Below are 19,324 nucleotides of genomic sequence, written 5' to 3'. Positions count from 1 at the left end.
CCTGCCCCGACCCGAGCGTCCCATCCGGAGTGCCATCCGAATGCCATCCGGCGTGCCATCCGCATTGCCATCCGCATTGCCATCCGGCTCGTACGACGTGCGGAGACCAGATGGATACACCCAGCGAAGCCCCGGAGTCGCGCTCTGTCAACGCATCTCTAGAGATGTCCCCCGAAGGATGGATCACCCGCGCGGGGCGCCCCACCGCTGCTCACCGGCTCGCGGAGGCTCGCCGTAGGGTGTCCCGCAGACGGAAGGGAGTGGTCCACGCATGACTGACCCGGACAGCGGTCGTCGGCCCAAGTACCAGCGGATCGCCGACGAGTTGAGAGCCGCGATCCAGTCGGGCACCTTCGCGCCCGGCGACCGGCTCCCCGGCGAGAACGACCTCATGTCCACCTACGAGGTGGCCCGGATGACCGCCCGCCAGGCCCTGTCCGTCCTGCGCAACGAGGGCCTCGCGGAGGCCCGCAAGGGCGCCGGGGTCTTCGTGCGCTCCTTCCGCCCGCTGCGCCGCCGGGGCATCCCCCGGCTGGCACACAGCCACTGGGGCAGCGGCCGCTCGGTGTGGTCCGCGGACGTCGAGGACCGCGCGCTGGTGATCGACCAGCTGGAGGTGACCCCGTCCGCCCCGGCGGGCGCGCGGGTGGCCCGGGTGCTCGGCCTGGACTCCCCGGACGCGCCGGTGTGCGTCCGCAGCCGCCGCTTCGTGCTCGACGAGCGCCCGGTGCTGCTCTCCGTCTCGTACCTCCCGGCCGCCCTCACCGAGGGCACGGCGATCACCGAACCGGAAACGGGCCCGGGCGGCACCTACGCCCGCCTCTCCGAACTGGGCCACCGCCCCGTCCACTTCCGCGAGGAGATCCGCTGCCGCATGCCGACGGCCGAGGAATCCACCCGCCTCGCCCTGGAGTTCGGCACCCCGGTCATCCTGATCAGCCGCACGGCCCTGACGGAGTCGGGGGCGCCGGTGGAGCTGAACGAGATGACGCTGGATTCGGCGTCGTACGTCCTGGAGTACGACTTCGACGCGTAGACGGCCGCCGGCAGACGGCGCAGGGGAGCAATCGTCGGATGATCCGAATTCCGCGGGCTTACCATCCTCGCCATGGGCACAGTGATCATGACCGTCGGTCTGGCCTTCGTGGGCTACCTGGCGACGTACGTGAACGGGCTGCGGCTCGCTCAGCGACAGGCCCGACTCACCCGGGTGAACCAGCAGTTGAGCGACTTCTACGGCCCCCTCTTCGCGCTCATGGAGGCCAACAGCCGGGCCTACGACGCCTTCTGCGAGCGGTACGCCCGCCCGGACGGCGTCCACCCCTTCGACCACGACGTGCCCCCGACCGAGGAGGAGCTCGCCGAGTGGCGCGTCTGGGCCACGACGGTGTTCCTGCCCAACATCCAGAAGATGCGCGACGTGATCGTCACCAAGGCCGACCTCCTCATCGAGGAGGAGATGCCGCCCGTCCTGCTCGCCCTGTGCGCCCACGTGTCCGGCTACGAGATCACCGCGGCGCGCTGGGCGGCGGGCGAGTTCGCGGCGTACAAGTCCGTCATCCAGTACCCGGGCCCTGAGCTGCGGGAGTACACGACCACGCGCTTCGCCCGGCTCAAGAAGCAGCAGGCGTCCCTGCTCGGCCGCCGCCGCTGAGCCGGGCTGCGCTGCACCGGGCGCCTAGGAGCCGACGGCGGCGCCGGCCCCGGCGGCACTGCCGGACGCCTCGCGCTGCGCGGGGAGCCCGTACTGCTGCAGCTCGGAATTGACCTGCCCGCCGAGCGTCATGACGTTGAGCGTGGCGGAGTTCTCGCTGGCGATGGCCTTCTCCACGCGCGCGACCAGGGTCGTGAAGGCGTCGCGCTCGGACTGCCCGTGGTACGGGCCGACCCGGGCGGCGAAATAGACCCGCTCGTGGCCCAGGAGCTGCTCGGTGGAGCGGTAGTTCTTCCACTGCTCGCGGTAGCGGTAGACGCTCTCCAGCGAGACGGAGGCGACCACGACGAGGCTGAGCACGGTCGCGGTGATCCGCGCGAAGCCCAGGTCGAGATTGACCAGCACGGGCACGAGCGCACCACCGACGACGGACACGGTCCGCATCCGCAGGTGCATCGCCTTCATCTTCGTGGCCTTGCGGTCGTACCACTCCTGGTACTGCCCGAGCCGCTCGGCGACGTACGCCTGCGGCGTCATCTCCCCACCGGGCGCCTGCACTTCGGGCCCGTCCCCCATGTCGTCCATGCGGCGAGTAGACCGGCCTGTACGCGCACACGTCAAGCCGGGTTGTCAGACCCCGCCCCTACGGTACGTCCATGACGCTCACGATCCCCGAACTGCGGCAGCTCTGCGACGAGCGGGCCGTCCCACTGCCCGCGCTGCGCGAGGCGGCGACCTCGACGGACGGTGCGCCGGTGTACGTCGGAGAGGTGGCCGGAGTCGACGCGTTCCGGCTCTGGTGCGCGCTGCGCGATCTGCACGGGCACACCGGGTGGTGGCCGGTGCTCGCCGGGGACCCGGAGGAGCTGGGCAGCGTACTGGTCGGCCTCCGGGAGGACTTCGGGCCAGGCCCGGCGGAGCCGACGCAGCCGGAGATCCTTTCGGAGGGCGTCACGGACGAGGCGGTGCGGCAGCTGGCCAAGCACGTGGCGGCGGAGGTGGACCTGGCGCGGGTCGGCGGCCTGCACGTCTCGGCGGTGCGCCAGGTCCGCACCGCGCTCTGCCTGGTCCGCGCCTCGGCGGGCCACGAGGTCCCGGCCCTCCTGAACTGGCTGGGCGCCTGCAACCACGACCTGGCCGGCACGGACCACGCGCTGGTGCTCCGCACGTACCACGAACGCTTCGGCGCGGAGCTCGTCACCCTGGAGTCCGACATCCTCGAACTCCTGGTCCCGCGCCGCCCCACCACCCCGGAGACCGTCGCCCGCACGGCCCTGGAGCACTACGCCTACTGCCCGGACATCGTCGACCAGGGAGTCGACTCCGTCGAGGCACTGGCCGCGACCCAACTCCTGGCCGGGACCTGGCACTTCTGGTGGGACTAGCCGGCGGCCAGGGCCTCGGCCAGCGCGCGCAGGGTCCGCTGCCGCACGTCCTCGGAGACCGGCGGCAGCAGCTCCTCCCACAGGGGCAGCAGGGTGCCCCGCAGCTGGAGCATCCCGGCGGGCCGGGCGAGCAGCCAGAAGTGCAGGTGGGCAGCGCCGTCGCCCCAGCGGTTCACGTGCACCCGCGCGACCCCGCCGAGCCCGAGCATCGCCCGCTCGACCCGCTGCAGCATCGGCCCCAGCTCGACGGCCCGTTCGGCGGGCAGATCGGTCAGGTCGTAGTGCCCGCGCGGCTGCAGCATCACGACGGCGGGCAGCCGCAACTCACTTCCGACGGCGTCGACCCGCCAGTGCTCGTCCGCCCACAGCGCCTCCTCGACGGGCTTCCGGCACGTGGGACACTCCTCGGCCCCGCCTTCCCCGCTCCGCGCGGGCTCGGGCCACACGGGCGCCTGCAATTCCTTGCCCCGCACGTCCCCGTCGAACTCGAACGGAAACGACGCCCACCCGGCGATCCCCCCATCGGGCACCCGCACCCGCTCCCCTACGGGCAACCCCGCGACGAACTCCCCAGGCCCTTCTTCCCCCTGCGTCATCCCCACAGTCTCCCACGCCCCCTCTGCCGCCCCGCCCTCAACCGCGGCCGAAATCAGCCCACTTGAGGGCCCCAAACCCCCGTAGACGGGTGGCTTTCGGAGAGATGTCAGACCATCCTGACACCCTGCGTCCATGAGAATGACCTGGGCCGATTTCTGGGCACTGATCGCCACACTCGACGGCGAAGCGACCAACGAGAGCTGCCGGCGCCTCGCCGAGGAGCTGAGCCACCGCCCCGTCCCCGACATCATCGGCTTCGCGGAACGCCACGCCGAGGCCCTCTATCGCCTGGACCAGGAGAAGTTCGGCGCCCTCCCCGTGGCCGACCTGACGGTCCGGGACGGCAGCCCGTTCCCACAGTCGTCCGATGTGTTCCTGTACTCACGGTGCGCTGTGGTCGCAGCAGGCCGAGAGGTGTGGGAGAGCGTCTTCTTCGACGTCGACAGATTCGCGCCGTACACCTCCACCGAGTACGACGGCGAATGGCTGCTGTACGTGCCGGACAAGGCGTACGAGCTGGCCACAGGCAAGGAGTGGGACCGCCGCACCCGGTACTGCTTCGAAAGCTACTCCAACCGTGACGGCTGGCCGCACCTACGGCACTGACCGGCCGCGAGCATCGGCGCCTTCCGCCAGGTCCACGGGCCGCGCGGTCACCAGATACCCCCCGAACCTCACCCCCGGCCGCGCCTTGCCCACCCGTCCGCCTCCTGGACCGGCACCAGCTCGGTGGTCCCCGGAACGGGGTGGTTCACCTTGTCCGTGGCACCTTCCGGTACCGCGTAACGGCAATGAACCTCGGCGATCGACACCACCTTCACCGAGGTGGGCGTGCGCCCCTCCTCTTGACCGTGATGCTCCTCGCGAAAGTCGATCTCATCGGCACGTTCGCCACCGACGATGTCGACGTACTCCTCCGGGTCGGCCTCCAACAGCGTCCACGAGACAACGTCGCCCGGCGCGAATCGCTCTCCGCAGCACTGCGTCTGCCAGTCGTCGACCCAAATGGTGAGCGTCATGCCGCCATTGTCCGCAGGGGCCACACTCCGCGGTGCCACCGGGGCTCAGGACGACAGCCGAGCCTCCGTCGGTGGGCGCCGCACCGATCGATGAGCGCCTCAGCCCGGCCCTCGCGGTGCCCCGGTCACTCTTCGCCGCTGCGCTCCAAGACCAGGCCGACGGAGCCGCCTTCCAGCCCAGTGCCGTCTTCGAGGTGCAGATGGGATCCATCGGGAACTCCTTCGCCGGCCAGCACCAGAAGATGCCCTGCAAGCGTCCTGAGACCCGCGGCGTTCGCCTCGATGACGACCTCGGTCCCGAGGTTCCGCACCTCGATCCGAGCGTCGGCGTCCCAGGAGAAGCGGAGCCCCGTACCCTCGGCGACGGCCGTGACATGAGTGCGCTCGATCGGCGCTGAGCCGGTTCCGGAAGTCATGGACCCCATGGTGGCGCCTGCACGAACCGGATCAAGGGACCAGGGCACTCGCTCGTCTGGGGGCTCGCCCATGCGGTTGCAGCTCGGGAAGGCCACCGGAGCGGGTACCAGTTCCTTCGACGACCAGATCAGAAAGGCCCAGGTTCCCGGTTCATACCGGTGACCTGGGCCTTTGTCTAACTACCTACTGGTGGGCGCGGACGGTTTCGAACCGCCGACATCTGCTTTGTAAGTTCGCCCGATGGCGGCTGAGCACCCTGGCGGCCCTGGCGATGGCTGCCGCCCACCGTCCTGGGGGACTGCCTCCGTACACCGCCGTTGATGTCAGCAGTGGATGTCAGATCACGGATTCAGCATCTGCTCGTCAGCCGCCCTACGCGGTCGGGCGATGACTTCCGCGGCACGCCTGTCAGCTGCATGCTTCCGCTCGATGGAGGCCCGCAGCTCCGCAGGGGTCGGCCATGGCGCACGCCGATGGACCATACGGTGACAGTTGGCACATATGAGGGCTAGGTCGCTGAGTTTGGTCCGCCCCTCGCCTGCTTCGTGCAACGGCACGACGTGATGGCACTCGATGTACCCAGCACCGCGGTCGCCGTAGACCTCCTCGAAGTCGAACCCACACGCCTCACACGCCAGCCACCCACCCCGCTGAATCACAGAAGCGATCTTCTTCTTCCGCAGACTCTTGTTCCGCTCGCGGGCCTGGTGTCGGCGCATGAGGAGCCGTCCCTCGGGAGCGCTGTAGTCGTCGAACTCCTCGTCCTCGGTCGGCGCAAGACTCTGCAGCTCGCCGGCCGCAATGCCCTGCCGAATGAGCCGAGCAACTTCGGTCATCTCATCGGGCCGGGCAAGGAACTCCACCAGCACCTCCACGTCGAGGGCGCCGCCGTTGGTGGGCTTGCCCTGGTACTCGGGATGTCGCGTGGCGATGTCGAACGTCTTGCGCGCCACTCCGTTGGGGTTGCGGAACTTCTCGTTGCGCTCCGCCTCGGCGTGGATGGGAAGCAACTGGAGCAGGCCGGACAGCTCGACCACCCTGGCGTCCTGAGCGTCCAGCCCCTTCCAGCCGTTCTCCATCACGAGCTGACAGGCAAGGATGATCTCGTCCCGGGCCCAGTCAGGATTCTTGACGGCTTTGACCTGGAAGCCAGCCCGTTTCAGCCACGCCGCGGCGTGCTCCTTGCCTCCGCTGAATTCATCAGGTCTGAGGGCTCGCCCCTGCTCCCACTGATGCGCCACGCCCGCTATGGCCTTGGAGTCGTACTCCCGCCCGTCGTGCACCACAACGTACGAGCGAGCCTCGCCGAAGCCGTACTTCGCCAGGAACTCAGTCTGTCCCAACTCGTCGTACTCAGCGATGGCCTTGAGTACGGATGCTTGTGTGATCGCTCCTCTGTGCATGGCGGCAGGGTACGGCCCGCACGCCGACCATGATTACGCCCTTCGCACGCGACTCCGGAGGCCCCATGTGTCTCACACGCTTCTGCAGGCCAGACGCCAAGTGGCGGCCCACTCGTGTACGTCTGTCCGCGAATAGGCCGCAACTCGCGGACGGCCATTACGTGGAGGGCATGTGGACACATTGGCTCCTGCGGTTGCAGAAGCCCTTGGGCTCGGCGAGGTAGCCGTACAGAGCGGTGCCGTGCCGGGCTGGGATCTCGATCCGCAGCGAGGCCAGCCGAATTTTAGCCGCATCCTGTCAAATCTTCATACTCAGGTGTAATCCCCCACTCCGCGATTTTATCCTTCTTCCTGAGGTCTTCAATCTCGAAACTCCAACCCTTTTCGGTCAAATTGATGAGCCCCCCGTCATACCCGGTGCGCCACCAATTGCGAAGCGTGTCTCTAAAGTACATTCGCCCCAGGAGACCGGACCGAACCCCCTTCCCTTGACTTTCCGTAAGCCTATAAATTGTCCGCGTGCACGGCGAGTTCGTGTCGTCAATATAGAAGGCTTGCTCGGCTTTCCGCCCGTCCTCGCTGTAAAGAACGACTATGGCATCGTAAACCGGGCGTAAGCTTCTATTCTCAAGCGCGATCACCTTGGCAGTGTCGGCCGAGTCCGACAACTCGTACCAACTCACTTGAGCGGCCTCCTTAACGTCACCTTCTTCCTTATCGTCCTTGGTGTCGATGTATGCCAGAAGGGCCAAAATCAATGCTGGGATTGCGATGATTGCGCCAATTCCAGCAGATACGGCGTTAATCCAACTTACGCCCTTACTTTCACCGCCCTGAGCGGGTGCCGATGTTTCGTTTAGGCGTCCGCCTCGGCGTTGGCGAATTCTTGGATGGGCGTAATCACTTCGTTTGGTGCGCGGCATAGCCGAACTTTGGCGCCGACGCCACTTGGGTGCATCGCCGTTCGCTACGAGCTGAGAACAGCTCTCGACGAAGTCGGGCGGCACGGCCGAGCGACGCTCCTCACGGGGCTGGCGTCGCGCCCCGCACCGTAGTGGAGATCCTCTGGGGCAGCTAGATCGGCTTGACCATGGACGAGGCCATCAGCCACATGGGCTGGCGCTTCAACCGGCGGAGGGCTGACTGCAGCCGTTGATGTCAAAGACGGTCAAACCGCGACCGGTTGGGGTCTTCACCCTTGAGCCCCTGTCGGGTTCGAACCGGCAGGGGGCCCGCTTCAGGAGAGCGGGAGGGCGAACCTCCGCCTGACCTGCACAGAGGTTGCGAGCGCCGATCGACACCCCAGAGTCCGACAACACCCCTCGTTCCCTGTGGTTCCCCGCACGATCTGGCACGGATGTGGCACGGTCCTGGCCCGCGCCTGTCAGTCCCTCGGGATCGCGTCCATTCGCGCGCGGTCGGCTTCCGAGGTGTCCAGCTCTGTAGTGCAGCTGCATCCCTGGCCTTGTCTGGGGGTGGCCCGGTGCAAGCCCGGGACCCAACCGACGGCCAGGCTCCGCCGATGGCCAAGAGTGCCCTACCAGCGCCGGCCGCGCGCAGCCTCGGCTGTTTCGAGAGTTAACTGCACGATCCCACCTGCATCGGGTTGCCCAGCCGCTACTCTCCCTCCACGTCTGTGAGTCCAGTCACCTGACTGGGGATCCATGGGGGGATCATGGAAGACAGAGAACCACCCGCCTGGGTGGCGGCGCTGACGGTCCTGCTCGCTGCTGCTGTGGGCGTCTGGGGTCTGTGGTGTGTGGTGATCGGGTTCGTTGGCGGCACGATGCCTCTCATCGGCGTCGAGGTCGACGGAAGCGTCCTTCTGGGGCTCTTCATGCTCTTCGTGGGCGAACCCATCCTTCTGGCTGTCGCGCGCCTCGCTGCCACGGCCCTGGTGCTCCCGATCGTCTTGGTGACGACGAAGCGGCCAAGCCGAGGTTAGCCAGGTCCCGTTCGGCGATCGTGAAACCGTCGTGGCGCGGGTCACCGTGGGTTCAAATCCCACACCACTGCGCACGTCGATGGCCCCTGACCAGGTAAATCGGCCGGGGGCCGTCGTGCTGTGTGCTCTCCGTGAGTGACCGCCGTTCCCTGGTGTTCCCCGCTCGATCGGGCACGCATGGGGCACGAAGCTCTCGCTACGCGCTGATCAATATGGGACGGGCCTCTGGGCGTCCGTATCGAAGGATGCGCGGGAGGACTTCGCGCATCCGCGCCAAGTCTTCTACTGGGGCACGAAGCAATGCCTCGACGACTGTGTCAGTCAGTCCAAGGGCGTCCAGCGACTCAGGATCCAAGGTCACCCACAGCACGTCGTTGTCCAATTGCACTTCGCGTACGCAGCCGTAGGCAGTGCCCTGATCGGCTGTGACAAGGCAGTGCGTGTCCATGCCTAGGGATACCTCTTGCGCGTCGGGCTCGTCGAATTCGCATATGAACATGAGCGAGAAGACATCCTCGTCGCCCGACTCGGCCGCGCCTGCCATCAGGCAGTCGTCCATTTCCGGATCATCGAGTCCGCAAGCAAACAACGCCGTGAACCTGTATGTCATGCAGGTGTTCTAACACCGAGGCCTGACGGTGCCCGCGAAGCCCTACGCGACCAAATCGCCCTGAAAGGAGCAAGCGCATGACCGACCGACTGCTGACCGTGGGCCAGGCCGCCGAACTCCTCGGCACCACCGAGAGGTTCCCGCGTCGCCTCATCGCCGAGCGCCGGATCGTCTTCATCAAGGTGGGACGGCATGTCCGCATCCCTGAGCGGGCCTTGGAGGAATGGGTCGCTGCCCACACCGTCCAGCCGATCACCACTCCTCGCCGATTCGCGGCGGTGGCCTGATGGCGAACACCAAGGGAAAGCGGCGACGCTTCGGTGCCGTGCGCAAGCTGCCGTCAGGACGGTTCCAGGCTCGCTATCAGGGGCCCGACGGGATCACGCGATCGGCCCCCGAGACGTTCGCCTCGCAGACCGATGCCGATCGGTGGCTCGTCCGCAAGGAAGCGGAGATCTTCGACGGCAAGTGGAAGAACCCGGACGACAAGGTTCTCTTCGGGGTCTACGCCGACGCCTGGTTCAAGGAACGCGACTACGCGGCGACCACCCGCGAACGCAACGGCAGCGCGCTGCGGCTCCACATCCTGCCGACCTTCGCGGACGTGGTTCTGAGCGAGATCACCACACCGCAGATCCGTCGCTGGCGTGCCGGCCTCCTGGAGTCGGGCGTCGGTGAACCTACTGTGGCCAAGGCGTACCAGATCCTCCGCGCCATCATGAACACCGCGGTCGACGACGAGCTGATCCAGCGCAACCCCTGCCGCATCAAGGGCGCCGGAGCGGCCAAGACGGCCGAGCGGCCGTTCCTCGACGTCACTGAGGTCTTCCGGCTCGCCGACGCCGTGCCGGCACGGTTCCGGGTGCTCATCCTGCTGGCGGCCTTCACCGGCCTCCGCTTCGGGGAACTCGCCGCGCTTCAGCGTCACGACGTCGACCTCGACCGGCGGACCGTCGCCGTACGGCGGTTTCTGGCCGAGACCCGTACCGACGGCATCCTGGTCAAGACGCCCAAGAGCGCCGCCGGTGTGCGGACCGTCGCCTTCCCCGCCTCACTGGCGGAGAGCCTGGCCACTCACCTCGCCGTCTACGCCGAGCCCGGTCGGACCGGGCTGGTCTTCACCGGAGCTCGCGGTGGGCAGCTGCGCCGGAACAACTTCCGCCGACTGTGGTTGAGGGCCCTGAAGACCGCCGGCCTCCGAGACGTCCACTTCCACGATCTGCGCCACACCGGGAACACCCTCGCCGCGACCGGCGGCGCCACGACGCGTGAGCTGATGCAGCGGATGGGGCACTCGTCGGTGCGGGCCGCGCTGATCTATCAGCACCTGGTGAACGGGCGTGACCACGCCATCGCCGCCCACGTCGACGAGCAGATCAGGAAGGTCCGGCCAGCGGAGTCCGGCGACGATCCATCTGGCACGTAACTGGCACGACGCCTCTCCCCCGCCTCCGCGGCCGGGAACGGACAAGGCCCAGGTTCCCGGTTCAGTACCGGTGACCTGGGCCTTTGTCTATCTACCTGCTGGTGGGCGCGGACGGTTTCGAACCGCCGACATCTGCTTTGTAAGCTCGTGCGGACGGGGCCTACCAGGCTCCCAAGCTGGCACCGACCTACCGCCTATGACCGCCTGACACCGCCCTCGTCCGGTGCCGTTGATGTCACCTTTGGATGTCAGGCTTCCCCTCGACGGGGATGCCTTGTTGCCGTACAGCTCACTGCTGAACGGACCAATCAGCTGCGCTCGCTGCACCGCGTTTGGTGGGATCTGACTGTGAGCGAAGCACTGATAACTGCTGCCTTAACTGCCGCTGCTGCCTTCGCCGCAGCAGGGCTCGCCTCCTGGCTCGCGTTGCGGGGCGTGCGTCACCAGACCAAGACTCAACGCGAGCTGGCCGCAGCCGACCGCGTGGACCGCCGGGAGATCGAAGCTCGCGCGGTCAGACGGGAGGCCTATACGCAGTTCATCGCTGCCGCCATCCGATGTGCTGGCTTGATCCGTGAGGCGAAGGACGCCCACATCGACGATGCCGAGTATCGAGAGCGTCACTCGGCCGTGCAGCGTGCTCTGTCCGACCTGATCCTCGCCCAGGCCATCGTGAGTGTGGAAGGCCCCGAGGAAGTCTCCGCCGCAGCCGTTCATGCGCGTCGAAGCCTTGATCGAGAGCTAGAAGCCATGCATGCACACCGCTCAGGTAGCGGGTCTGCCCAGAGCGTGGTTGACGCTGGACACGCGAGGCTTCAGGCAGTGGGATTCATGTCGAACGCTGCCCGAAGAGCCTTGAACGGCGAAACCGAGCCACCTGTAGCAGCACCCTGCGTCGCTCACTGAGGCGCCACCGTCGTTCACCCGGTATGGGAATCACCGTCCAGCGGGACTCCCGCTAACGATTGATCGGGATCTCATAGACGATCTCGCAAAGGGCGGCGGGGACGACGATGTCCGCCGTCTCCACGGGCCGCCCCTGGTCGCTGTAGTACGTCCGCCGGATGTGCGTGACGAGCGCGGCTTTTTGGATCCCGAGGAGTGAGGCTTCCTCGGCAGTGGCCTGCCGGGGTTCGGGCTGCTCGACGGCATGGCTGACCGTGACGCCGATCTCGGCCATCCGGTTCACGATGCCGGCCCCGGCGTGCGGCCCGCCCTCGGGCAGGACGACAAGAGTCCCGCCAGTGAGGTCGTACGGTTCCCAGCTCATCGACAACTGCACGGGCCGCCCGTCAGCAAGGAACTCGTACACGGTCCGGACGCACAGGGCCCCCTCGGCGATACCGAGCCGCGACGCAATCTCAGCCGGCGCCGGGACCTTGGCCTCCGTGCGGCTCTCCCAGTCCCCCTGCTTCCCCACGGCCTTCATGTCAGCCCGGAATGGAGAACCGCCGGGCTGCTCGCGCGCCGAGGACCGAACCACCCGAACGCGCTGACGAGGTTCGGCGACGTACGTGCCCGAACCCGCACGGCCCTCCAGGACCCCCTGGGAGATCAGTAGCTCCTGTGCCCGGCGAACCACGTTCTCACCGACGCCGCACTCCTGGGCGATCTGAGCGCGGGAGGGAAGCCGGTCGCCAGCCGTCCACTCATGCTCCGCGATCCGCTGTCGAAGGACATCCGCGATGCGGAGATAAGGCGGCTGCTCAGACATATGGAAAATCTAGTCCACTAGCCCTAATCTAGTTAACTAGCTTCACGTAAAGTGATCACGCCGCGACGGAGGCTCCTGTGCCTGCTCCGGAAGTAAGCGCGGAGGCCATCGCCGCCCGGTTGTCCGCCCTTGGACTCACCACACGCGTGGAGCCGCACGCCCGACACACGTCGATCGAAGCGGAGGTGCCGGAATCCCTCCCGGCCGAGACATGGCGGGAGGCCCTGGAAGTGGTGGTGGAGGCCGATCAGTTCGGGCTTCTCGCCAGCAGTGTGAGCGGCCGCACGTTATGGGCCGCCGTACACAAAGCGGTCCCCGCGACGGGCGATGTCCGGGGACCTGGCCGTCAGCGATAGGAGCTGATCAGCATGTTCAACCGTATCCGCCGCGCGGTCTCGCGCACCAGAGAGCAGCACCCGTCGAAGGGCAGGCACCGCAGCCCCTTAACGCCCAACCGACCGAGGATCGTTCACTACGACCTCTACGACTGGCCGAAGCTGCTCACGGCGCCGCACCACAACCGCACGGACGTCTTCGCGGGCGAGGACAGCGCGCTCGTCCGCCCATACGTACTGGCCAGCGAGGAGCGTGCGTTGCGGCGCTCGACGCCCCTGCCTCACGACCTCCTCACGCACACATGGTTCGCGTCAACGGAGGCCCTCTGATGCCTCGTCGTCACCAACCGCGAGTGACAGACTCCGCAGCTGCCTACCAGTCGAGCGCGTGCCGGATCGGCACACATCACGAATGCGCCCACTCCACCCCCACCGCGGCGCCGGTCGACATCCCCGTGGTCTACGAAACGTGCGACTGCTCCTGCCATCCGGCCGGCGACCGGAGCACACCGAAGGAGGTGCCCCAGTGAGGGGATGGGCACCCAGCGGTGCCCTTGCCTCCAACGTCGAGATCACCTCGGCCACCGTGCAACTGGGAGACGTCATCCAGATCGGCGGTCAGCCGTGCCGGGTCGCCGACCTCTTCCAACTCCCCGGCGGCGCCAAACGCCTCCTGTTCGAATCCGGCGAGCTGCTGACGATGCACTCCCGGACTCGGCTCATCGCATTGCGAATGCTGAGAGGCGGTGACTCACGCCGTGCCTTCCCGCCGTCACACCATCGCCGCTGACCTACGAACCCAGATCTCGACGGGCCGCCTCAAGGCCGGCGACCGCCTCCCCTCGGAGCCCCAGCTCGCCGTCCACTACAAGGTCAGCACAGCAACACTGCGGCACGCCCTCGCACTCCTCCAGGCCGAGGGACTCATCGAAAAGGTCCACGGCAAGGGGAACTTCGTCCGTCCCCCACTCCGCCGCATCACGTACGCCGGCGGTGGCCGCACACCCTTCGACCCCGCACTCCAGGTCAGCATCCGCACGACCAACCTCCGGGCGCGCGGGCACATCAGAACCCTACTGAGGGTCTCGCCCAACAGCCCTTTGACCGAGTTCCTCTGCATCACCCACGAGGAAAAGTCACCCCACAGCCTGGCCCGCATCTATGTCCCCGGCGACCTGGCGCCGGCCATCCAACTCGGCTCGTCGCCGTGGCCCCAGAGAGCGGAGCCGATACCAACGGAGATCCGAGAGACGGTCACCGCCCGCCTCCCCACCCCAGAGGAAGCGACAACTCTCCGGATCAGCTCCACCCTGGCCGTCCTCGCGATCACGAGCGTGGCAACCGATACCACCGGCCGCGTAGTGGAAGCCGCGCTCCTGGTGCTCCCCGGCGACCGCGCGGACGCAGTCTTCACCGCACACCCCACGATCGAAGAGAGGAAGACGGAAGGATGACGCGCAACAACGAACTGCGACTCCTCCCCTGGTCGGGCCCCGACGGCAAGCCCTGCTTCCTGAGCACCGACGACGCCAACGGCCACCTGTCCCGCCTGGCCGACAACACCGAGGCGATCCAGCTCGACCTAGCGGCCGAACTACTGGACCACGCATCCGACGTACTCAGCGCCACTGACGCCGCCCCGGACGAGCTGTGCGCCCTGGCGCAGGACCTCGCGGAATCCTTGAGAGACACACTGCGCGTGGCGGAGAGCCGCGGCCACCGCCTGCCGCTGCTCAGCCCGGACACCCATCGCAACGACGCCGAGGGCCCGACGCTGTCGGCGTCTGCCTTCGGCTAACGAACAACACACTCGCAGCGATGTCGAGAAGCCCCGGCCTCAGACCGGGGCTTTTCTGCATGCTGTTCCGGAGACGGACTCTTGGCGGATGTTAGATGCACGGGCATGGCCGAAATGCGACCACTGCTGCGCGAACAGGCCCCGTCATGCCACCATCTAGCAACAGTTCAGAGCCAGACAGGGTGGGGACACGTTGCCTGAACAGTTGGAGCTGACGGCTGCCGAGCTAGTCGTGACGACGCCGCAACCCGACGATGCCGGCGCCGATACGCTAGACCGCTACGACTGGCAGGCGTCTATGGCGGCCGCGGATGGCCTGCAGATGTATCACGACGCCCTGGGGTCGGAGAAGACTCTTCAGGATGACGCGAACCGTCGAATCCTTTGCGAATTCCACGAGGACTGGGTTGCACTCAAGGGAGACGCCGCAGAGCTCGTTTCCGCCAAGCATCGCGACCCATCAGTGGACGCATATAGAACCGTAAATCAGCTTGCCGATGCGGGCGGCCTTGCCCATCTATTTCTACGCTGGCGCGCCCTTAGAGAAAAGCCTACGTGCCGACTCGTTACTACCGGCGGGATCGCTAGCGGAGATCCGCAAGACCTCGTTGCCGCCATGAAGTCGATGCGGGACTTGCGCCTCACCAAGCAAGAAACCACCCCTGAAGGGGATGTCGTCCAGCTAGTCGAAAAGCTCCACTCGGCGATTATCACTCATGGCGGAAAGCATCTACCCAGAGAATGGACTGAAGATAGCACTAATAGAATCCCGGAGGAAATTCAGCGGCACCAGGTAGCGCGATTTCTCTCCATGCTGGATATCCAGCACAGCCTAACCAGGCGGGCCGACATCGGCTTCGCCGCTCCTGCAAAATTCGCAAAACCGATCATTGAGCACCTAGGGTACGACATACCTCCCGAAGCTGTATGGAATGCAGTTTATGGGCTCTTCTTCACACGAATGCGAGCCGCTGGCCCAAGGCCGGATGCGATCATCTCTCCCGTGTTGGCATTCGCCAACGGATCTCAACCTCCCACGGCGGGAGACCGGGAACGATCCCTCGCCAGCCGCATCGTCACGATGCAAGACATCGATGTAGCAGTTATGACTGCAATGGCCAATCCCGCCGCCTACGGCTCGCTGGACTCACCCCTAAGATTGAGCCGATCAGCGGTTAAGATGCGAAAAGGGGATTGTTCAGAAAACAGCATCGAGCGCAGCGAGCAACTCAGAAAAGACTACCTTCGCTACTGGCGCGACCGCCTGACAGGCGATCCGACGGCTATGGCCGAGCGCGAGAGACTGCGTCGCCTCCTTCTTCGCGTAAGCGATAGGGCGGATACACCTGCCTTGCGTTCGAACGGAGTATGGGGAGCGGATTTCTGGAACTCTATTCAAGACTCCCTGGATGAAATCCCAGAGGACAGAATTCCACTAGGCATGGACGCCGACCTGATGCTGGGTGGAATCAGTGACCTGGCAAACGCTTGCCAGATTTGGTTCACCGAGCGGTTCGACGTAGGAGAAGAAATCACCCGCCTCCGCGAGGAGAACCGCGGAAGTGCCGCATGAAGGCCAGCTATGAAAACCTAGAGCTACAGCTCTTGAGGGAAGACTCGGCATACCATCAAGCCAGGGTCCTCTTGCTAGTAGACGCCGTAGTCAGATCATCTGGACACTCGAAGAAGCTGGATGGACTTACCAAACTCGCAAAGCTCGATTTCCTTTTGCGGTATCCAGCCCTTGCCCCGCAGGTACTCGACGCTCTATCCGAATCTGACCCTCGCCTCAACCTTTCACAGGAGGACATCTCAGCTCCGACTGAAGTCGAATCACCAATGATTCGATACAAATACGGGCCCTGGGATGACCGCTACTATTCTGTCATTGGCGCTCTGATCGGCCGCGGGCTCCTGCGGTACGCCAAAGGAAGGAAAGGAAGTGTAGCACTATCCACAACAAAAGAGGGCAGACGCCTCGCACAAGACTTGAGTGTGGCGTCTGAGTGGAAAGCACTGAGCGAGCGTAGCGAGGCCATTGCCGATGCTTCATCGGGCATGACCGGAAATGCCATCAAAGAGCTCATCTATCAAAGGCTAGAAGAACTGATGGACCGTCCGCATCGGCAGGTAATCAGATGACGATCAAGTTTCGCCTGAATGCAGTTGTCCTTCATACAACCGAGGGCGAGGTGCGGCACGAGTTCTCATCTGACCTGACCGTGCTCGAAGGGCCAACCGGAGCCGGCAAGACGACGTTGCTTGAGCTGATCAAGTATGGTTTTGCTGCTGGTGAAGCTCGCCTCGCTTCGGTCGCTACAGAGTCGGTCAACGATGTAGCGCTTGACGTGAGTATCTCTGACGAACACTTCCTGTTTCTTCGCAGCCTCGATGCAGCGAAGAGCAAAAACGTGCGTATCGTGGATCTCCGCACAGGGGAGCGCCTTCCTGATCACACAATCGGTGATGGGGAGCTGAGCTTCAATGGTTTCCTTTTGGGGAAGCTAGGACTCCCGGACGACATCAAGGCCGCAGCACAGAAGAGCCGGAGCAGCAAAGCCGGAAGTCGGGTGACCTTTGGTGATGTCTTCAAGTATCTCTACGTTCCGCAATACGCCGTCAACAGAGACATCGCAGACAGTCGCGACGGGTACTACGACCCCAAAAGAAAGGCCGTATTCGAGCTTCTGTTCAAGCTGACAGATCCGGAAATTCTCGCAATGCAGTCGAATGTCAATATCCTTAACGGAAAGATTGACAGCGAGGGGGCGAATCTGGAGGCAGTCCTAACATTCCTGAATGACAGCAACACGAGCAGCCGGGAAGAAGTAGAACAGGCACTCGGGGAATCCGTTTCGGAACAAGAAAATGCCCAGGAAGAGCTCAACTCGCTCCGTGAGGAGCTCGACCCCGTGGTGGACCGCCAAACGCAGGTGTATCGAGATCTCCTGACGGATGCAGAAAGGACGCTTGCCGAAGCACGTTCCGCAGTACAAGACTTGCTTCGCGAACGCGGGGAAATCTCGCTAGAAAAGAGGCGCGTCAAGGCGGACAGCGCACGCCTTGAGCGGATGCGTGATGCTGGAGCGAGGCTTGCAAATATCGAGTTTGCAGCATGTCCACGCTGTATGCAGTCACTCAACAATAGGGACGCAGGACACGATGTATGTCGACTCTGCCTGCAGCCCGACCCCGTTGCATCCAATCAGCCAACAGGCAGCTACGAACTTCAGCAGCTTGAGTTGCAGATGGATGAGATGGAAGCACAACTAGAGGTGACGGAAGAACATCTCCAGCGGGCATATCGAGCGGTCGATGATCGCGAATCGTTGGTGAAGAATCTAACCGAGACGCTTGAGTCGCGAACTGCAAATCGAATTACCCCACGGCTACAGGCATTCAGTGATGCCTCGGATCGCCTGGCTACCGCTCGCACTCGCCAGGAGGCCTATGAGCTGGCGCTACAGCAGTGGGATCGCGTGGCCGACATCGAGCGCGAGGTTCAGGGCCATCGCACTGAACAGGAACGCCTCAAGGCGGAAATTGCAGCACGCAAGACCGCATTGGCTGAGCATAAAGACTCCGTCCTTAGCCGCATCGAGGAAGAGTTTAGGAAGACCGTTGCGGGACTGAAGATTGCCACAGTTGAATCCTGTGGGTTCGATCGCGAGAACTACCTCCCTCTAATCAATGGGAAGGTTTTCACCAAAACACTGATGAGTGGCGGGGGATCGATGACCGCAACTCAAATCGCCTATTGGACATCTCTTATTACCGTCGCGCGAGAAGTCGATTGCCGGTATCCGTCTATCCTTGTGATCGATGGACCTCGCCTGGCCCTGAACACTGCCACTGAGACCTGTGCTGCGATCTACAAACGCCTCGTAGAGTTGGCAAACGGGGCTCCGGGCACAGTGCAACTCATCATCTCGGACAATGAACTCCCTGACGACTACCAGGGTGAATTTGCGCGAATTAGGGTCGACTATCACCATCCGACGGTCACCACAGTTCCGCATCCCGGAGAGGGTCTCGTCGACCCCATTGCGTCAGTCGATGAATAGTTGTTGGGCTGAAACCCGCTGAAGAAGAAGGCCAGCGGCGCAGTTTGGGCTGGAGTTGCTTGGGGCTAGTGCTCATGGGCCCGCAAACTTCCGGCGCATCGAACAGTCTGGTTTCACCTAGTCTGCGGCTGCACCATGGCCGTCTTCTTCGGCGTCCTCGTTCCACATGTCGATCTGCTCCTCGATCAGGTGCCACTCGTGCTCCGCGAGCAGCGAGACCATGAGCACGATCGCGACAATGCAGTGCCCGTCGTTCATGTGCTCCAAAGGCAACCGATGCATGACCGCGTGTCGGGACAGGTTCTGAGGGATCGGATCGTTCTTCTCCGGGAAATACCGACTGAACAGGGTCTCGATCGGCGTCAAGACAACCTGCTCATGCGGCCACCATTGCGGGTGCGGCTCACGAGCTGCTGCGCTTGTGAGCCCAGGGTATTTTTTGCTTCGGTCAACACGAGAAACGATGAACATCAGGTCTTCAGCTGCCGCCAGAGCGAGACATGCGGCAGCAAGAAGGTGACCGTCATCCCACGCGGCAAGCACCCGCCTGGCTGTTTCGGGATAGTCGGTACGCCAGCCGTCAGAGTCGCTCGGGACTTCGTGCCGGCATGCGGTGCGTATCCGCTCCTGGTGCCGTACGAGGACATCAAGCTTCGCTTCGTGCTCATCGTCAGCCTGAACAAGCTCGCGGAGAACATCGGCAGGCAGGACCCGGGCGACGGGTATGCCATGATCCCTGGCAAGTGCGTGAAGCTGGCTCAGGGTTGCACCAGAACCCCACCAGTTTCGGTGTCGAATCGAGTGGTACCAACTAGGGACGGGCTGAGGGCCATCGGTGCTGGCGTCGTACTTGTCCCACAGATCGCCCCACTCCGCCAGCTCTTCAAAACGTACGGATGTTCTCCCGGCCGACGGGTCACCGCTGTAAGTCATACCAGGTATGGTCCCCCAGCCCCG

25 protein-coding genes are annotated in these 19,324 nt (G+C 64.7%); 16 read left to right on the top strand and 9 right to left on the bottom strand.

The annotated features are described in order from the left end of the window. The first annotated feature begins 271 nt into the window (after positions 1 to 271). Both ACIGW2_RS30055 and ACIGW2_RS30050 read left to right on the top strand, forming a co-directional pair. Positions 272 to 1,036, top strand: coding sequence for a GntR family transcriptional regulator (locus ACIGW2_RS30055; protein WP_361587719.1), 765 nt, complete (start codon positions 272 to 274; stop codon positions 1,034 to 1,036). Positions 1,037 to 1,108: 72 nt separating this feature from the next. Continuing rightward, positions 1,109 to 1,654 carry a hypothetical protein gene (locus ACIGW2_RS30050; protein WP_391654356.1) on the top strand — a complete coding sequence of 182 codons (546 nt, stop codon included), beginning with the start codon at positions 1,109 to 1,111 and terminating at the stop codon, positions 1,652 to 1,654. 24 nt (positions 1,655 to 1,678) lie between these two features. On the opposite strand, the gene ACIGW2_RS30045 is transcribed toward ACIGW2_RS30050, so the two are convergent. Continuing rightward, positions 1,679 to 2,239 (bottom strand): DUF4231 domain-containing protein, encoded by a 561-nt coding sequence (locus tag ACIGW2_RS30045; RefSeq protein ID WP_391654355.1) that lies wholly within the window; start codon positions 2,237 to 2,239, stop codon positions 1,679 to 1,681. Between the two features lie 71 nt (positions 2,240 to 2,310). Between ACIGW2_RS30045 and ACIGW2_RS30040 the strand changes: the two genes are divergently transcribed. Beyond that, positions 2,311 to 3,039: a DUF4253 domain-containing protein gene (locus tag ACIGW2_RS30040; protein ID WP_399847086.1), complete on the top strand. Its 729-nt coding sequence runs from the start codon at positions 2,311 to 2,313 to the stop codon at positions 3,037 to 3,039. On the opposite strand, the gene ACIGW2_RS30035 is transcribed toward ACIGW2_RS30040, so the two are convergent. Beyond that, the gene (locus tag ACIGW2_RS30035) at positions 3,036 to 3,485 is read right to left on the bottom strand and encodes a hypothetical protein (protein ID WP_399847085.1); all 450 of its coding nucleotides are present in this window, start codon (positions 3,483 to 3,485) and stop codon (positions 3,036 to 3,038) included. The genes ACIGW2_RS30040 and ACIGW2_RS30035 overlap by 4 nt on opposite strands. 283 nt (positions 3,486 to 3,768) lie before the next feature. Here ACIGW2_RS30035 and ACIGW2_RS30030 point away from each other — a divergent pair, with 283 nt between their 5' ends. After that, entirely contained in the window at positions 3,769 to 4,242 is a 474-nt protein-coding gene (locus ACIGW2_RS30030; RefSeq protein ID WP_391654352.1) for a DUF4240 domain-containing protein, read from the top strand. Between the two features lie 68 nt (positions 4,243 to 4,310). On the opposite strand, the gene ACIGW2_RS30025 is transcribed toward ACIGW2_RS30030, so the two are convergent. From ACIGW2_RS30025 to ACIGW2_RS30010, 4 genes are all read right to left on the bottom strand, one after another. Continuing rightward, positions 4,311 to 4,655, bottom strand: coding sequence for a DUF6578 domain-containing protein (locus tag ACIGW2_RS30025; protein WP_399847084.1), 345 nt, complete (start codon positions 4,653 to 4,655; stop codon positions 4,311 to 4,313). A 125-nt stretch (positions 4,656 to 4,780) separates the two neighbouring features. Next, complete coding sequence (locus ACIGW2_RS30020) at positions 4,781 to 5,071, bottom strand: hypothetical protein (RefSeq protein ID WP_399847083.1); 291 nt, start codon at positions 5,069 to 5,071, stop codon at positions 4,781 to 4,783. A 342-nt stretch (positions 5,072 to 5,413) separates the two neighbouring features. After that, positions 5,414 to 6,475: an HNH endonuclease gene (locus tag ACIGW2_RS30015; RefSeq protein ID WP_399847082.1), complete on the bottom strand. Its 1,062-nt coding sequence runs from the start codon at positions 6,473 to 6,475 to the stop codon at positions 5,414 to 5,416. 284 nt (positions 6,476 to 6,759) lie between these two features. After that, positions 6,760 to 7,398, bottom strand: coding sequence for a hypothetical protein (locus ACIGW2_RS30010; RefSeq protein WP_399847081.1), 639 nt, complete (start codon positions 7,396 to 7,398; stop codon positions 6,760 to 6,762). A gap of 752 nt (positions 7,399 to 8,150) precedes the next feature. Between ACIGW2_RS30010 and ACIGW2_RS30005 the strand changes: the two genes are divergently transcribed. Continuing rightward, positions 8,151 to 8,420 carry a hypothetical protein gene (locus ACIGW2_RS30005; RefSeq protein WP_399847079.1) on the top strand — a complete coding sequence of 90 codons (270 nt, stop codon included), beginning with the start codon at positions 8,151 to 8,153 and terminating at the stop codon, positions 8,418 to 8,420. A gap of 196 nt (positions 8,421 to 8,616) precedes the next feature. Here ACIGW2_RS30005 and ACIGW2_RS30000 read toward each other — a convergent pair whose 3' ends face one another. Next, positions 8,617 to 9,030, bottom strand: a complete 414-nt coding sequence (locus tag ACIGW2_RS30000; protein ID WP_399847078.1) for an Imm10 family immunity protein — start codon at positions 9,028 to 9,030, stop codon at positions 8,617 to 8,619. A gap of 77 nt (positions 9,031 to 9,107) precedes the next feature. On the opposite strand from ACIGW2_RS30000, the gene ACIGW2_RS29995 reads away from it, so the two are divergent. The 3 genes from ACIGW2_RS29995 (at position 9,108) to ACIGW2_RS29985 (ending at position 11,362) form a co-directional block, all read left to right on the top strand. Then, a complete protein-coding gene (locus tag ACIGW2_RS29995; protein WP_399847077.1) occupies positions 9,108 to 9,317 on the top strand; it encodes an excisionase family DNA-binding protein in 210 nt (69 codons plus the stop codon). After that, entirely contained in the window at positions 9,317 to 10,456 is a 1,140-nt protein-coding gene (locus tag ACIGW2_RS29990; protein ID WP_399847076.1) for a tyrosine-type recombinase/integrase, read from the top strand. Before ACIGW2_RS29995 ends, ACIGW2_RS29990 begins: the two co-directional genes overlap by 1 nt. 348 nt (positions 10,457 to 10,804) lie before the next feature. Further along, positions 10,805 to 11,362, top strand: coding sequence for a hypothetical protein (locus tag ACIGW2_RS29985; protein WP_399847074.1), 558 nt, complete (start codon positions 10,805 to 10,807; stop codon positions 11,360 to 11,362). Positions 11,363 to 11,414: 52 nt separating this feature from the next. Here the strand turns inward: ACIGW2_RS29985 and ACIGW2_RS29980 are convergent, their stop codons facing one another. Continuing rightward, positions 11,415 to 12,170, bottom strand: coding sequence for a GntR family transcriptional regulator (locus ACIGW2_RS29980; RefSeq protein ID WP_399847072.1), 756 nt, complete (start codon positions 12,168 to 12,170; stop codon positions 11,415 to 11,417). 77 nt (positions 12,171 to 12,247) lie between these two features. On the opposite strand from ACIGW2_RS29980, the gene ACIGW2_RS29975 reads away from it, so the two are divergent. The 8 genes from ACIGW2_RS29975 to ACIGW2_RS29940 all read left to right on the top strand — a co-directional run bounded on the left by ACIGW2_RS29975 (position 12,248) and on the right by ACIGW2_RS29940 (position 18,367). After that, positions 12,248 to 12,526, top strand: a complete 279-nt coding sequence (locus ACIGW2_RS29975; protein WP_399847070.1) for a hypothetical protein — start codon at positions 12,248 to 12,250, stop codon at positions 12,524 to 12,526. 12 nt (positions 12,527 to 12,538) lie between these two features. Then, positions 12,539 to 12,835, top strand: a complete 297-nt coding sequence (locus ACIGW2_RS29970; protein ID WP_399847069.1) for a hypothetical protein — start codon at positions 12,539 to 12,541, stop codon at positions 12,833 to 12,835. A 196-nt stretch (positions 12,836 to 13,031) separates the two neighbouring features. Beyond that, positions 13,032 to 13,295 (top strand): hypothetical protein, encoded by a 264-nt coding sequence (locus tag ACIGW2_RS29965; RefSeq protein ID WP_319013736.1) that lies wholly within the window; start codon positions 13,032 to 13,034, stop codon positions 13,293 to 13,295. After that, positions 13,252 to 13,959: a GntR family transcriptional regulator gene (locus tag ACIGW2_RS29960; RefSeq protein WP_399847068.1), complete on the top strand. Its 708-nt coding sequence runs from the start codon at positions 13,252 to 13,254 to the stop codon at positions 13,957 to 13,959. The genes ACIGW2_RS29965 and ACIGW2_RS29960 overlap by 44 nt, the downstream gene beginning before the upstream one ends. Further along, on the top strand, positions 13,956 to 14,303 hold the full coding sequence (locus ACIGW2_RS29955) for a hypothetical protein (protein WP_399847066.1): 348 nt from the start codon (positions 13,956 to 13,958) through the stop codon (positions 14,301 to 14,303). Before ACIGW2_RS29960 ends, ACIGW2_RS29955 begins: the two co-directional genes overlap by 4 nt. Before the next feature lie 193 nt (positions 14,304 to 14,496). Continuing rightward, entirely contained in the window at positions 14,497 to 15,876 is a 1,380-nt protein-coding gene (locus tag ACIGW2_RS29950; RefSeq protein WP_399847064.1) for a hypothetical protein, read from the top strand. Further along, complete coding sequence (locus ACIGW2_RS29945) at positions 15,873 to 16,445, top strand: hypothetical protein (RefSeq protein WP_399847063.1); 573 nt, start codon at positions 15,873 to 15,875, stop codon at positions 16,443 to 16,445. Before ACIGW2_RS29950 ends, ACIGW2_RS29945 begins: the two co-directional genes overlap by 4 nt. Next, positions 16,442 to 18,367, top strand: a complete 1,926-nt coding sequence (locus ACIGW2_RS29940) for an AAA family ATPase (protein ID WP_399847062.1) — start codon at positions 16,442 to 16,444, stop codon at positions 18,365 to 18,367. Before ACIGW2_RS29945 ends, ACIGW2_RS29940 begins: the two co-directional genes overlap by 4 nt. A 117-nt stretch (positions 18,368 to 18,484) precedes the next feature. Here ACIGW2_RS29940 and ACIGW2_RS29935 read toward each other — a convergent pair whose 3' ends face one another. After that, entirely contained in the window at positions 18,485 to 19,300 is an 816-nt protein-coding gene (locus tag ACIGW2_RS29935; protein WP_399847061.1) for a hypothetical protein, read from the bottom strand. Positions 19,301 to 19,324 lie beyond the last annotated feature (24 nt).

This window comes from Streptomyces sp. NPDC053541 (genome assembly GCF_044544705.1).
In the GTDB taxonomy this organism is placed as follows: domain Bacteria; phylum Actinomycetota; class Actinomycetes; order Streptomycetales; family Streptomycetaceae; genus Streptomyces.
The sequence above is the reverse complement of the archived record's forward strand: the minus strand, read 5'-3'. Positions and strand labels throughout refer to the sequence as shown.